Consider the following 13,299-nt stretch of genomic DNA (forward strand, 5'->3'; position numbering starts at 1 on the left):
CCCCTGCCCGCGCCGGTCTCCGTGGCCGCCCGGTACTTCGGGCCCGGCCGGGTGAGCGGCGCGGCCGTGAGCTGAACCGCCCGGTGTCACCGCGGCCCCGCACCCGAGCCGGAGGTTCGGTTGCGGGGCCGCGGGGTGGCCGGGTCCTCAGACTCCGGTCAGGTTGTACGTGCCCGTTCCGTCCTGCCTGCCGCTGGAGTACTGGCGGACGAACTCGCCGTCCGCGTAGCGGTCGTGGCCCATCATGGAGCCGGTGTACTTGTTCTGCACGCCGATCGACGTGCTGCCGGGTACGTCGCGGTAGATGTAGAACCGCTGGAGGTCGTCCTCCGCGCAGGAGGCCGTCGTCAGGATCGCGCGTTCGGTGGAGGCGTCCGGTGCGGCGACGGTCGCGCAGCCGCCGTTGCCCCAGTTCCACAGGGTCGCTTCGAGGACGCCGTTGCTCTCCGTCACGTCGCACAGCCGCCAGTTGTCCAGGTGGGCGCTGAAGATCGTGGAGGGCCGCAGGCGGACGCCGTCGTTCGCGAGGAGCGGTGCGCCCCAGGACAGGGGCTTGCCGGGTACCTCGATCTTGTACACGGTGGGCTGGCAGTTCAGTGCGGCACGCGCGACGGCCCCGGGCCGCTCGGCGGACGGGCCGTCCGCGGGAGCCGCGTGCGCCGCGAGGCGCTCTGCGGCCTGCTTCGCCGCCGGTTCCACCGCGCCCGCCGGGTGTGCGGCCTTCGCGGTGGGCGAGCCGCAGTCGAGGAGGGACTGCGCCTTGGCCATGACGCTCCCGGCGGGAACCTGGTCCTGGCAGCGGACGGCGCCCTCCTCGAGGGTGGTGTACGTGGTGAAGCCGCCGCTGCCGGGGCCCTCGGTCCACCGCAGTGCCCAGCTGCCGTCGGACTGCTGGGCGCGGTTGCAGTTGAGGCTTCCGTAGGTGCCGGTGACCTTCTTGGTGCCCTTGTAGACACCGTAGTAGCCGGGCTGGTTGAAGTTCCAGGTCACCGCGTTCGACTCGGTGCTCGTGGTGGAGGACTCCAGCTTCACGCTCAGGCCCACGGTCACGCCGGCCTTGTTGAGGGTGTCGACGGCGAAGCTCGCCTCGATCGTGTCGTCGAGGCCGACGGAGACCGTGATGGTCGTCTCGGTGGTGGTCGTGACGGCTTGTTCGCCGGTGGTGCCCTCGGTGACGTACCAGCCCTTGAAGTGGGTGATCGCCGGGGACACTTCGGTGCTCGTGATGTACGGGTGGCGGGTGCCGAGATCGGCCCTCGTGCAGGCGTCTCCGGGCTGCGGCGAGGTCGCTTCGGCGGGTGCCGCGGAAGCCGGTGCGGCGGCGGGGCCGATCGCGGTGGCCGCCAGGGCCGTCGCCGTGGCGGTCACCGCGACGAGTAATCCGGCCAAGCGGCTGCCGGAGCGTAAGCGCATGGGTCGCATCGTTGCGTTCTCCCCCTCAGGTGTACGGGTCCGGACCGGTCAATGTATCGGCCACCGGAGTCGCGGCGTGAGGGCGTAACTGGCCAGGGATGTGCCGTGAGCGGCCGGAACCCCGGGGCCGGGCCGTCTCGCCCCGGGGCTACCGAGCCTTCCGGGCGTCGTGGCGGCCGCTCACCACGGCGCGCACGGCCCGGTCGCCGCGGGGGTCGGCCATCAGGCGGGCGATGTCCCACCAGCGCAGCAGCAGCGCGGGAAAGTGCGGCGGGATCGCGTTCAGCAGGTCCTGGTCGAAGCGCGCGCGGACGCTCTCGTGGCGCAGGGCGTCCCGGATGTCGTCGAAGGCCGGCGGCCTGTGGCGCAGCGCGGGCGGCAGCGCGGCCTCGTGCTGCGGAGCCAGATCGCGGCCGGGCTGGGCCATGACGTTCCCGCGCAGGGCGGAGGCGACGTCGTCCTCCAGCTTCTCCTGGGCCGCCACGGCGTGCCCCCACCAGTGGTCCAGGAAGGCGGCGACGGCGTCCGGATCGGCCAGGTCGAGCGCGTCGCGCCGCTCGTCGAACCCGTCGCGCTCGTCGCGGGGCAGGGCTTCGCGGATCGCGCCGAGGGTCTTGGCGGGATGGCGCGGCGGGGCCTGGCCGAGGTGGCGTGTCCACCGCTCGCCGCTCTCGCCGTCCGGCGGTCCCCAGACCAGGGCGCCGTGCAGGGTGCCGGGCTTCTCCGGGCCCGCCGCCGTCAGGGGGGCTTCCAGGCTGACGGCCATGAGTTCGAGGTAGGCGGGCAGCGACTCGTACCGCCGGTCGCGTTCCCCGTTTCCGCTCCAGCGGTACACCTCGCCGGTGCGGCCGTCGAGGTAGAGGCCGGAGACGGTGTCGGCGGGGTCGCGGGAGCAGAACGGGATCCACGAGGGCTCCCAGGGCGCCGGCCCGTCCGCGCCTAGCTCCTCCCGGAGCGCCATCTGCCGCCGGTGGACCTCGGCCACGGCGTCGAGCGGCATCAGGGCCCAGTCGCCCAGCATGAGTCCCGAGCCGTTCACACCGTCCTCGCCGGCCGCGAGCCGCCACAACGCCTTCAGCTCTTCCGGGACGTCCGCGCCCAGGAGCACTTCCAGCTCGGCCGTCTCGTCGTCGGACGCGCCGGGCCGGAGGGCCGCGTACGACGGCGGGGTGTAATCGGCGAGCCATTCCAGGATCCGGGCCCATGCCCGGGTGACCCGGGCCGGCGGCGCGTCGGCGGTCATGGTCCTACGCTCGCATCACACCCCGGACCGGCGGACGGCGGGGGGCAACATCCCTGGAGGGGTGGGCCATTCGCCCGGGGAGAATCGATTCGACGGCCCCCGATCGGGGGAATCCGTGTTGGCTTCCCGGCGGCGGGGGCATCCCTGGCACCGACCCGAAGGACAACAAGAAAGAGGTCGATTCCCGGTGTCCCTCCGCTCTCTCACCAAGGCTCTCGGCGCGGCGGCCGGCGCGGCCGTGCTTCTCGTGGCCGTGCCCGGCTCCGCTTCGGCCGCGACCGGCCAGTTCCGGTACTCGTACACCACGGCGGACGGGTACGAGGCCGTCGGCTTCCTCAACAACCCCGCAAGCGGCCGGTGCGTCAATCTGGACGCCCCCGCGTCCGTGCCCGGTGCCCCCTCGCGGGCGCCCAGGAACCTCACGGACGCGACCGCCGTCGTCTTCCTGGACGCGGACTGCGAGGGCGACACCTACTACGTCCTGCCGCCGGGCAGGGGCGCCTCCGACCGGCTGCTCCTGAGGTCCGTCATGTTCTCCTGACCCAGCAGGCGAGGGGCTGTGCCCGGGTGTCACGGGCACAGCCCCTCGCGCGTGGCGAGGCCTTGAGGGCACCGCGCGGACGGGCGGCCGTCGCCACGGGTGAATCCGGCGCGTCGTGTGCATGACGATCAGCTGGGCACGGGGACGGTTACGTCACCCGGCCGCACCGCGGACGTTCCGGGGGCCGATCCCCGAGGAGAACACCATGCGCACCATCGCCGCGTCCCTGGCGGGCGCCCTCGCCCTCGCCGGTGCCCTCGTCACCGCCGCCCCGGCCTCGGCCGACGACACGAGCCTGCTGTCGTGCACGGGCTCCGTCACGGTCGACTACTCCCCGCCGCTCGGCCCGCTCCCCCGAGCCACCTCGCAGAGCGTCACCGAGAAGCTGGGCACGGCCGGCGGCGGCAGCTGCGCCGGTCCCTTCACCTCCGGCACCGCCCACACCGTCTTCGACCAGCAAGTCAGCTGCCTCGCCCAGGGGCTCGGTGACACGCTCGTGCAGAACGTCGTGACCTACCACTGGTCCGACGGGCAGACGAGCACCATCACCTACCCCGTCACCACCGTGGTCCACGCGGCGAACCAGGAGATCGTCACCTCCACGGGCACCGTCACCGCCGGCTACGGCGTGGGCTCGGTCTCCGAACGCATCGCCGTCTACCCGAGCCTCGGGCTTCTGGACTGCCTCAACTCCACCATCACCCAGCAGACCGGGCTGCTCACCGTCACCCTTCTCTGAGGGACGTGCCCCGCCCGCCGGCCCGGGCCCGCGCGTCTGCCGGTGCGGGCCGGGCGGGTGCGGTGTAGAGAGGAGTCATGCCGCAGCACGCCGAAAGACGCCGCCGGCCGCTGCGAGCAGGCCGGGCACTGCTCGCTGTCCCCATCGCCTGGATCGTCGCGGTCTTCCTGGTCGACGTCCTCGCGCCGCCCGACATCCATCTGGGCCCGCTGCTCGTGGCCGCCCCGGCGATCACCCCCTCGATCGGCGGCCCCCGGGCGGTCGGGCTGGTGGCCGCGCTGGCGGTGATCGCGCAGACGGCGGTCGGGGTGCTGCGCGATCCGGACGAACTGCTCTCGGCCAACCACGAGGCGCAGATCGCGGCTCTGGCGCTGGTCGGGATCTGCCTCGTGGTCTTCTGCGTGGTACGGGAGCGCCGCGCCCGGGAGCTGGAGCAGGTGCGGTACGTCTCCGAGGCGGTCCAGCGGGTCGTCCTGCCCCCGCTCCCCCGGCGTCTCGGGCCGTTGCGCACGGCCTCGCTCTACCTCGCGGCGGAGGCGGAGGCGCAGATCGGCGGGGACCTGTACGCGGCGGCGCGCACCGGCACGGGGACGCGGCTGATCATCGGTGACGTACGGGGCAAGGGGATGAGCGCGGTCAGCGACGCGGCGCTGCTGCTCGGCGCGTTCCACGCCGCGGCCCGGGACGGGGCGAGCCTCGGCGAGCTGGTCGCCCATCTGGACGAGAGCGTGTCCTGGGGGCTGCCCGAGTCGGACGGGGCCGGCCCCGGCGAGTCGTTCATCACGGCCACCGTCCTGGAGATCCCCGACCGGCACGACCGGGTGCACATGGTCTCCTGCGGGCATCCCCCGCCGGTCGTGCTGCGCGACGGCCGGCCGCTGACGATGGACGCCGCCTCACCCGCTCCCCCGCTGGGGCTGGGCGGCCTGTCGCGTCCGCGCTACCACATCGACAGCTTCCGGTTCGTCCCCGGCGACCTTCTGCTGCTGTACACCGACGGTGTCACCGAGGCCCGCGACGCCTCCCGCGCCTTCTACCCGCTCGCGGAGCGCGTCACCGGCTGGGCCGAGGGCGACCCGGACTCCTTCATCGAGCGCTTCCGCGACGATCTGCTGCGCTTTGCCGGCGGGTCCCTGGACGACGACGCGGCCATGATCGCGATCGGGTACGCCGCCGCTCCCTCGGCCCCGCTCCGCGGGCCGGGGCCGGCTCGCCCCTGAGGTCACCGGCTACGCCTCGTCGGACTGCCCCGCCACGGTCTCGGACAGCCGGGGGGCGGGCGGCACCGGGCCGGCCGGCCCGGGCGCCCCCGTCACCCGGCCGTCGCCGGCGGGCCGCCAGGGCGCGCCGGGCACCACGAGGGGGCTGCCGGTGACCGGGTCGGGGACGACGGTCGCGTCCAGGCCGAAGACCTCTCGGACCAGGCCGGCGGTGACGATGCCGGACGGCGGCCCCTGGGCGATGACCCGCCCCTCGCGCATGGCGATGAGGTGGTCGGCGTAGCGCGCGGCCTGGTTGAGGTCGTGGAGCACGGCGACGACGGTGCGACCGCGCTCGTGGTTGAGGCGGCGCACCAGGTCGAGCACCTCCACCTGATGGGCGATGTCGAGGTACGTGGTCGGCTCGTCCAGCAGGAGTATCTCGGTCTCCTGCGCCAGGGCCATCGCGATCCACACCCGCTGCCGCTGGCCTCCCGAGAGCTCGTCCACCGACCGGTCGGCGAGCGCGGCGGTGCCGGTGTGCTCCAGGGCCTGCGTGACGGCGCGTTCATCGGCCTCGGACCACTGCTGCCACCACTTCTGGTACGGCTGGCGGCCACGCGCCACGAGGTCCGCGACCGTGATGCCGTCGGGTGGGACGGGGCTCTGCGGAAGCACACCCACCGTCCGGGCGATCCGGCGCCCGGGCAGCCCGGCGAGCTCCGCGCCGTCGAGCAGTACGGACCCGCCGCTCGGCTTGAGCAGCCTGCCCAGGGCGCGCAGCAGCGTGGACTTGCCGCAGGCGTTCGGGCCGACGATGACCGTGACCTGCCCGTCGGGGATGTCCAGGTCCAGCCCGTCGACGACGGTGCGGTCCTCGTACGCCAGCGTCAGGGACCGGGCGGCGAGTCGGCTGCGGGTCATGAGGTGCCTCCGGAACGGCTGCGGCCGCGGGCGATCAGCCACATCAGGTAAGGGGCGCCCACCGCTGCGGTCAGGACGCCGACGGGGAGTTCGACGGGGGAGAACAGGCGCCGGGCCAGCAGGTCCGCGACCACGACCACCAGGGCGCCGGTGAGCGCCGAGGACAGCAGCGGGGTCTGCGGCGTACGGGAGAGGCGGCGGGCGATCTGCGGTGCGAGCAGGGCGACGAAGTCGACGGGCCCGCACGCCCCGGTGGCCACGGAGGCCAGCACGACGCCGAGGGCGGTCAGCCCGAGCCGCACCCGGTCGAGCCGGATGCCCAGCGACGCCGCCGTGTCGTCGTCCAGGGACGCCCCCCGCTGGGCCCTGGCGGCCCACAGCGCTGCGGGAATCGCGAGGAGCAGGACCGTCGCGAGCGGTGCGGCGTCCTCGTAGCCCCGGCTGTTGAGCGAACCGGTGAGCCAGACCTTCGCCTGCTGGGCGACGAGGAAGTCGCCCTTGGTGAGGAACAGCTGGGTGAGCGAGCCGAGCGCGACGGAGACCCCGATGCCGATGAGCACGAAGCGCGAGGCGTGCATGCCCCGGCGCCAGGCGAAGGCGTACACCAGCAGCGCCGCCGCCAGGCCGCCGGCGACGGACACGTAGGGCAGTGCGGTGTAGCCGGCCAGGCCGAAACTCATCGCCGCGACCGTCGCGGCTCCCGCCCCGTGGGTCACCCCGATGATGTCGGGGCTGGCCAGGGGGTTGCGGGCCACGGTCTGGATGAGGGCGCCGGCCACCCCGAAGGCGAGTCCGGCCAGCAGTCCGACCGTCAGGCGCGGCAGCCGCAGCGTGCCGACGACGAACGTGTCCGGGCTCGGCCTGCCGAGCAGGACGTCCACCACCGAGCCGGGCGGCACGAAGGACTCGCCGACGCACAGGTAGGCGACCACGGCGGCCAGCAGCGCGGCGGCGAGCGCGACGGCCACGAGCGCCGCCCTGCGGTGCACGAGGAAGCTGGCGCGTCCCGGGCGCAGCACGGCGTGCCCGGCCGGCCTGACCCGGGGCGGGGCCACTGCGGTGCGGTTCATGCGGCGACCACCGCCCTGCGCCGTACGAGGGCGATGAGGAACGGGACACCGAGCAGCGCGGTCATCACGGCGACCGGCACCTCCGAGGGCGGGAACACGATGCGGCCGAGCACGTCGGAGAGCAGGATCATCACCGGTCCGAGCACGGCCGCGACCGGCAGCACCCACCGGTGCGCCGTGCCCACCAGGGCCCTCGCGATGTGCGGGACGGCCAGTCCGGTGAAGGCGATCGGTCCGGCGGCGGCGACCGCGGCGCCGGTCAGCACGGTCGCCGCGGCAGCGCCGCCCACGCGCAGCAGGCCCACGTTGTGCCCGAGGCCCTTGGCGGCCTCGTCGCCGAGGGCGAGCGCGTCCAGGCCGCGGGCCAGCACCGCGCTCAGCACCAGCCCGGCCAGGACGAACGGCCAGATCTGGGCGATGACGTCGGGGCCCCGGCCGTCGATGGAGCCGACCTGCCAGAACCGGAACTCGTCCAGGGCGCGGGCGTCCGTGGTGACGACGGCGGAGACCACCGCGCCCAGCAGGGCGTTCATCGCGGCGCCGGAGAGCGCGAGCTTCACGGGCGAGGCGCCGCGGTAGCCGCCGGCCGCGACGGCGTAGACCGCGACGGCGGCCAGGGCGGCACCGGCGAACGCGAACCAGATGTACCCCGTCAGGGTGTGCACCCCGCAGAAGGTGATGGCGCACACCACGCCGACCGAGGCTCCCTGGCTGACGCCGAGGATGCCGGGTTCGGCGATCGGGTTGCGGGTGATGCCCTGCATCACCGTTCCCGCCACCGCGAGCGCGGTGCCCGCGAGCACCCCGATGACGGTGCGCGGGACCCTCATGGCCCTGACCACTTGGGCGTTGTCACTGGTGCCGCCGTGCAGGAGTGCCGAGACGGCCTCGCCGGGCGGGACCGCCCGGCTGCCCACCGCGAGGCTCAGCAGCGCGGCGACGAGCAGCAGTGCCAGACACAGCGTCAGGTGGACGAGGCGGCGCCGATCGGTTCGCGCCATGTGCCGCACTCACTTTCCTTCCTCGCGGGTGCTTCTGCGGACGGGAGAGCGCGGCGCCCGGGCGGGCGCCGCGACGTCTCAGCTGGTGAGGTACTTCTCCAGGTCGTCCAGGACGGTGTCGGCCGCGGTGACACCGAGCCCGAGGTACCAGGTCTCGTCCGGCACGTCGAAGGCGTGGCCCTTCTTGACGGCGTTCAGGTTCTTCCAGAGCGGGTTGCGCTGGACCTCGCTCTTCTGCGTGGCCTTGGGGTTTCCGTACACGCCGGTGAAGATGTAGTCGGCGTCGGCCTGGTCGATGTTCTCGGCGCTGATCTCGGCCGCGAGGTCGGCGATGTCCTGGTTCTCGGGCCGCGGAATGCCGACGTCCTTGAGGATGGTGCCGATGAAGGAGTCGTTGGCGTAGAGGCGGATGCGTCCCTCGGCCATGAAGCGCACCATGGACACGGTCGGCTTGTCGGCGCCGAGGCGGGCCGCGAGGTCCTTCGTCTTCGCCTCGTACGCGGCGAGGTTCTTCTCGGCCGCGGCCGTCTTGTCGAGGGCGGCGGCGTTGAGGAGGTAGTTCTCCTTCCACGTGAAGCCGGGGCGGATGGAGAAGACGGTCGGCGCGATCTGCGACAGCTCGTCGTAGGACTTGGCGGCGCGCAGCTGGCTGCCCAGGATGAGGTCGGGCTTGAGCGCGGCGATGGCCTCCAGATTGAGGCTGTTGATGGTGCCGACGTTCGCCGGCTTGCCCGCGTCGTCCTTGAGATAGGCGGGCAGTTCGGGGGAGCCCTCGCTCGGGGCGAGGCCGACCGGCTTCACGCCGAGCGAGACAACGTTATCGAGCTCACCGACGTCCAGGACGACCACGCGTTCGGGGCGGTGCTCGACGACCGTGCTGCCCATGGCGTGGCGGATCGTCCGCGGCCACTGACCGGGCTTGGCGTCCGTGCCCATCGCGGCGGTCTCCGCCGCCGCGTCGCCGAAGTCCTTGCCGCCCTGGGCCACCGACTTCGAGTCCTTGGCCGCCCCGGAGGCGGTGGATCCGCTCGCCGGGCCGCTGTCGCTGCCGCAGGCCGACAGGGAGGCCAGGGCCACCAGGACGACGGAAGCCGCGGCCAGACCGTGCCTTCGGAAGAGCATGAGTACTCCAAGAGCGTCGCTTGTTCAGCGTTGAACCGTTAGGTAAGGCACACCTTATACGCATCTCACTTGGGTGAATTCACCCACCCAGCCGGCCGAGGCACGCCTCCGGGCGAGTGATCAGCGCCCAGCCCCCCGACCGGGCGCGGCGCACGTCGTCGGCGCGGAGGCACACCGGCAGGCCGTAGGCGGTGCGCAGGCGTTCGGCGCAGCCGATGCGGTCGAGGCCGCCGCGGGCCGGCCCCACCCGGCCCCGGCAGGCCGCGCTCCGTGCCGCACTCGGCAGCCCGGCGGTGGCGTAGGGCCTTCCGGTACGCGAAGAGCCCGTGCCCGGCTCCCCCGCTCCCTGGACGTACGCCGACCGGAGGACGCGTGGGGCGACACGGCGCCCCGGGCCCCGCATTCGCGGGCGGCCGGGGTGAGATCGCCCGATACGCGTTCCGGCAGGAGGCCGGTGGGCGTGCGAGAGCGAAGAGGGGGGCCGCGCATGCCCGGCCCGCCGGACGGGAGGCCGTGTGAAGGCCGTGCCGGGGCCCACGGGCCATGTCGTCGTGGTGGGCGCGGGCCTGTCCGGACTGGCCTGCGCCCTGCATCTGCTGGGGGCCGGCCGCCGGGTCACCGTGGTCGAACGGGACGCGGGTCCCGGGGGCCGGGCGGGGCGGGTGCGGCTGGGCGGGTTCGAGATCGACACCGGCCCCACGGTCCTGACGATGCCGCACCTGGCGGACGAGGCGTTCGCCGCCGTGGGTGACAGCCTGTACCGCCGGGTCGAACTGACCGCCCTGCGTCCGGCGTACCGGGCCTGCTTCGCGGACGGGTCCTCGCTGGACGTGCACACCGACGGCGAGGCGATGGAAGCGGAGGTGCGGCGCTTCGCCGGACCGGCGGAGGCGGCGGGCTACCGCGACCTGCGGCGGTGGCTGGAACGCCTGTACCGGGCGCAGATGAGCCGTTTCATCGACACGAACTTCGACTCGCCGTTCGGGCTGCTGCACCCGGACCTGGCCCGGCTCGCGGCGCTGGGCGGGTTCGGACGCCTCGACGGCCGGATCGGCCGCTTCCTCTCCGACGAACGGCTGCGGCGCGTCTTCTCCTTCCAGGCGCTGTACGCGGGTGTGGCCCCGGCCAGGGCGCTCGCCGCCTATGCCGTGATCGCCTACATGGACACCGTGGCCGGCGTCTGGTTCCCGAAGGGCGGGATGCACGCACTGCCCCGGGCCATGGCCGACGCGGCGGCCGAGGCGGGCGCCGATCTGCGGTGGGCGGCCGAGGTGAGCGCACTGGAGCGTTCGGCCGGACGGGTAAGGGCCGTGCGCCTGGCCTCCGGCGAGCGCGTGCCCTGCGACGCGGTGGTGCTGACCTGCGAACCGGCCGCCGCCTACCGGCTGCTGGGGCGCCGCCCGCTGCGTCCGGTCCGGCCGCGCCACTCGCCGTCCGCCGTGGTCCTGCACGCCGGGACCGGCCGCACCTGGCCGCACCTCGCGCACCACACCCTCTCCTTCGGCGCCGCCTGGGAGCGGACGTTCGAGGAGCTGACCCGTACGGGCAAGCTGATGAGCGACCCCTCGCTGCTGATCACCCGCCCCACGGCGCACGACCCGTCCCTGGCGCCCCCGGGCCGCCATCTGCACTACGTCCTCGCCCCGTGTCCCAACACCACGGCCGGCCCCCCGGCCACCGCGTGGGCGGAACTCGGCCCGCGCTACCGCGACACCCTGGTCCGCGAACTCGAACGCCGGGGCCTGGACGGGTTCGCGGACAGCATCGAGGAGGAGCTCCTGGTGACCCCGCTCGACTGGACGGCCCGGGGCCACGCCGCCGGCAGCCCGTTCTCCCTGTCGCACACCTTCGCCCAGACCGGTCCGTTCCGTCCGCGCAACCTGGTGCGGGGGACGGAGAACGCGGTGCTCGCGGGGTGCGGCACGACTCCCGGTGTCGGCGTGCCGACGGTGCTCATCAGCGGCAAGCTGGCCGCCGCCCGGATCACCGGCGCCGCCGGGCTCCGGCCGCGCCCGGCACGCACCACCCCGCTGGCCAGGGCAGGTGCCGATGACCCGTCGTGAACTGGACGCGGCCGGCATCACCGACCCGGGCCTGCGCACCGCGTACGCCCGGTGCCGGGAGCTCAACGCCCGCCACGGCCGTACGTACTTCCTGGCCACCCGCCTGCTGCCGCCCGAGCGGCGGTCCGCGGTGCACGCCCTCTACGGCTTCGCCCGCTGGGCCGACGACATCGTCGACGACCTGGACCGGCACCGGACGCCCGCCGAACGCGACCGGCTGCTGCTGCGCCTCGAACGCGACCTGGCGCACGGCCTGAGGACCGGCACGGGCGACGAACCGGTGGTCCGGGCCGTGGCCGACACCGCCGCGCGGTACGAGATCGGCCACGGCCTCTTCGCCGACTTCCTGTCCTCGATACGGGCCGACCTGACCGTCACCCACTACCCCACCTATGCCGACCTGCAGAGGTATGTGCACGGTTCGGCCGCGGTGATCGGTCTGCAGATGCTGCCGGTACTCGGTACGGTCGTGCCCCGCCAGGAGGCGGAGCCGCACGCCGCCGCGCTCGGGGTGGCGTTCCAGCTCACCAACTTCGTACGTGACGTGGGCGAGGACCTCGACCGGGGCCGCGTCTACCTGCCCGGCGACCTGCTGTCCGCCCACGGCGTGGACCGGACGCTGCTGGAGTGGAGCCGGCGCACCGGGCGCGGCGACCCGCGCATCAGGGCCGCCCTGGTGGCCGCGACGGAGCTGACGCGGGGGGTGTACCGGACGGCGGAGCCGGGCATCGGCATGCTCGATCCACGGGTGCGCCCGTGCATCCGCGCGGCGTTCACCCTCTACGGCGGAATCCTCGACGCGGTCGCCGGGCAGGACTACCGCGTCCTGCACCGCCGTGCCGTCGTCTCCCGGCGACGGCGGGCCGCCACGGCCGCCGTCGGGGTGCTGCGCGTGGCCGGGGCCCGGTGGAGTGCGCGCGGCCGTGGCGGGGCGGTGGCCCACGGACCGGAAGCCGGGCGGAAGGAGCCGGTGCGATGAGCCGGCGGAACGGGAGGCGGTGGTCGCCGCCGCTGCGGTGGCGGGGTTCCGGCCCCGGCTGGGCGGCGCAGGAGCCCACGTGGCGGGATGCGCGGCCGGCGCTCGTCGCCGCGGCGCTGAAGCGGGCGACGGCGCGCCCGTCCGGCAACTGGTACGTGGTGGGCGCCTCCCGCGAAGTGCGCGTCGGCGACCGCCCGTACGGCCGGACGGTCGGCGGCACGGAGGTCGTGCTCTGGCGCACGGAGGGCGGTGAGCTGCGGGCCGGGTCCGGGATCTGCCCGCACCTGGGCGCACCGCTGCGGGACAGCCGGGTGGTCTGCGGCACACTGGTGTGCCACTGGCACGGACTCGCCCTGGACGGGGCCCCGTTCGCCGGCTGGCAGCCCTTCCCGGTGCACGACGACGGCGTACTCGTGTGGGTGCGGCTGGACGAGGTGGGCGGCGAGGAGCCCACCGAGCGGCCCCTGGTGCCGGTACGGCCCGCACGCGGTGGGGCGGTGGACGCGGTGTTCACGGCGGTCGGGCGGTGCGAACCGCAGGATGTGGTGGCCAACCGGCTCGACCCGTGGCACGGCTCCTGGTTCCACCCGTACTCGTTCCTCGATCTGTCGGTCGTGCGTGAGCCGGGGGGCGACGAGGAAGACGCCTTCGTGGTCGACGTCTCCTTCCGGGTGGGCGGGCGCCTGGTGGTCCCGGTGCGGGCCGAGTTCACGGCGCCGGGGCCGCGTACCGTCGTCATGCGCATCACGGACGGCGAGGGCGTGTCCTCCGTCGTGGAGACGCACGCGACGCCCTTGACCCGCCCGGACCACGGGCACCCGCGCACCGCCGTCGTCGAGGCGACGCTCGCCACCTCGGACCGGCCGGGCTTCGCGGTCGCGCGGGCCGCCGCCCCGGTGCTGAGGCCGCTGATGCGGCACACGGCCGGGCGGTTGTGGGTGGACGACCTGGCGTACGCGGAGCGGCGCTGGGCGCTGCGCAGCACGGGGCGCTTCCCGGGCTGAC

General features: G+C 74.2%; 13 protein-coding genes. 6 read left to right on the forward strand and 7 right to left on the reverse strand.

All coding sequences use genetic code 11. From position 1 onward, the window contains the following. Positions 1 to 147 precede the first annotated feature (147 nt). Positions 148 to 1,422, reverse strand: a complete 1,275-nt coding sequence (locus FKN01_RS04625) for a hypothetical protein (RefSeq protein ID WP_143616632.1) — start codon at positions 1,420 to 1,422, stop codon at positions 148 to 150. A gap of 139 nt (positions 1,423 to 1,561) precedes the next feature. Continuing rightward, positions 1,562 to 2,656 (reverse strand): SMI1/KNR4 family protein, encoded by a 1,095-nt coding sequence (locus tag FKN01_RS04630; RefSeq protein ID WP_143616634.1) that lies wholly within the window; start codon positions 2,654 to 2,656, stop codon positions 1,562 to 1,564. 187 nt (positions 2,657 to 2,843) lie between these two features. On the opposite strand from FKN01_RS04630, the gene FKN01_RS04635 reads away from it, so the two are divergent. The 3 genes from FKN01_RS04635 to FKN01_RS04645 all read left to right on the forward strand — a co-directional run bounded on the left by FKN01_RS04635 (position 2,844) and on the right by FKN01_RS04645 (position 5,156). Continuing rightward, positions 2,844 to 3,197: a hypothetical protein gene (locus tag FKN01_RS04635; RefSeq protein WP_185992741.1), complete on the forward strand. Its 354-nt coding sequence runs from the start codon at positions 2,844 to 2,846 to the stop codon at positions 3,195 to 3,197. Between the two features lie 205 nt (positions 3,198 to 3,402). Then, positions 3,403 to 3,936, forward strand: coding sequence for a hypothetical protein (locus FKN01_RS04640; protein ID WP_143616636.1), 534 nt, complete (start codon positions 3,403 to 3,405; stop codon positions 3,934 to 3,936). 77 nt (positions 3,937 to 4,013) lie between these two features. Beyond that, complete coding sequence (locus FKN01_RS04645) at positions 4,014 to 5,156, forward strand: PP2C family protein-serine/threonine phosphatase (RefSeq protein WP_143616638.1); 1,143 nt, start codon at positions 4,014 to 4,016, stop codon at positions 5,154 to 5,156. Positions 5,157 to 5,165: 9 nt separating this feature from the next. Here the strand turns inward: FKN01_RS04645 and FKN01_RS04650 are convergent, their stop codons facing one another. The 5 genes from FKN01_RS04650 to FKN01_RS32440 all read right to left on the reverse strand — a co-directional run bounded on the left by FKN01_RS04650 (position 5,166) and on the right by FKN01_RS32440 (position 9,499). Further along, positions 5,166 to 6,059 (reverse strand): ABC transporter ATP-binding protein, encoded by an 894-nt coding sequence (locus tag FKN01_RS04650; protein ID WP_143616640.1) that lies wholly within the window; start codon positions 6,057 to 6,059, stop codon positions 5,166 to 5,168. After that, positions 6,056 to 7,129, reverse strand: coding sequence for an iron chelate uptake ABC transporter family permease subunit (locus tag FKN01_RS04655; RefSeq protein WP_143616642.1), 1,074 nt, complete (start codon positions 7,127 to 7,129; stop codon positions 6,056 to 6,058). The genes FKN01_RS04650 and FKN01_RS04655 overlap by 4 nt, the downstream gene beginning before the upstream one ends. Then, positions 7,126 to 8,130: an iron ABC transporter permease gene (locus FKN01_RS04660; protein WP_143616644.1), complete on the reverse strand. Its 1,005-nt coding sequence runs from the start codon at positions 8,128 to 8,130 to the stop codon at positions 7,126 to 7,128. Before FKN01_RS04660 ends, FKN01_RS04655 begins: the two co-directional genes overlap by 4 nt. A 78-nt stretch (positions 8,131 to 8,208) precedes the next feature. After that, positions 8,209 to 9,252 carry an ABC transporter substrate-binding protein gene (locus tag FKN01_RS04665; RefSeq protein WP_143616646.1) on the reverse strand — a complete coding sequence of 348 codons (1,044 nt, stop codon included), beginning with the start codon at positions 9,250 to 9,252 and terminating at the stop codon, positions 8,209 to 8,211. Between the two features lie 79 nt (positions 9,253 to 9,331). Next, the gene (locus FKN01_RS32440) at positions 9,332 to 9,499 is read right to left on the reverse strand and encodes a hypothetical protein (RefSeq protein WP_185992742.1); all 168 of its coding nucleotides are present in this window, start codon (positions 9,497 to 9,499) and stop codon (positions 9,332 to 9,334) included. A 268-nt stretch (positions 9,500 to 9,767) separates the two neighbouring features. On the opposite strand from FKN01_RS32440, the gene crtI reads away from it, so the two are divergent. Genes crtI through FKN01_RS04680 form a run of 3 tightly spaced genes read left to right on the forward strand, consistent with a single transcriptional unit; the run spans position 9,768 to position 13,298 of the window. Next, positions 9,768 to 11,315 carry a phytoene desaturase family protein gene (gene crtI, locus FKN01_RS04670; RefSeq protein WP_143616648.1) on the forward strand — a complete coding sequence of 516 codons (1,548 nt, stop codon included), beginning with the start codon at positions 9,768 to 9,770 and terminating at the stop codon, positions 11,313 to 11,315. Next, the gene (locus tag FKN01_RS04675; RefSeq protein ID WP_143616650.1) at positions 11,302 to 12,294 is read left to right on the forward strand and encodes a phytoene/squalene synthase family protein; all 993 of its coding nucleotides are present in this window, start codon (positions 11,302 to 11,304) and stop codon (positions 12,292 to 12,294) included. The genes crtI and FKN01_RS04675 overlap by 14 nt, the downstream gene beginning before the upstream one ends. Then, positions 12,291 to 13,298, forward strand: coding sequence for a DUF5914 domain-containing protein (locus tag FKN01_RS04680; protein WP_143616653.1), 1,008 nt, complete (start codon positions 12,291 to 12,293; stop codon positions 13,296 to 13,298). Before FKN01_RS04675 ends, FKN01_RS04680 begins: the two co-directional genes overlap by 4 nt. The last annotated feature ends 1 nt before the right edge of the window (position 13,299 follow it).

This window comes from Streptomyces sp. 130, from assembly GCF_007096885.1.
Classification (GTDB): Bacteria; Actinomycetota; Actinomycetes; order Streptomycetales; family Streptomycetaceae; genus Streptomyces.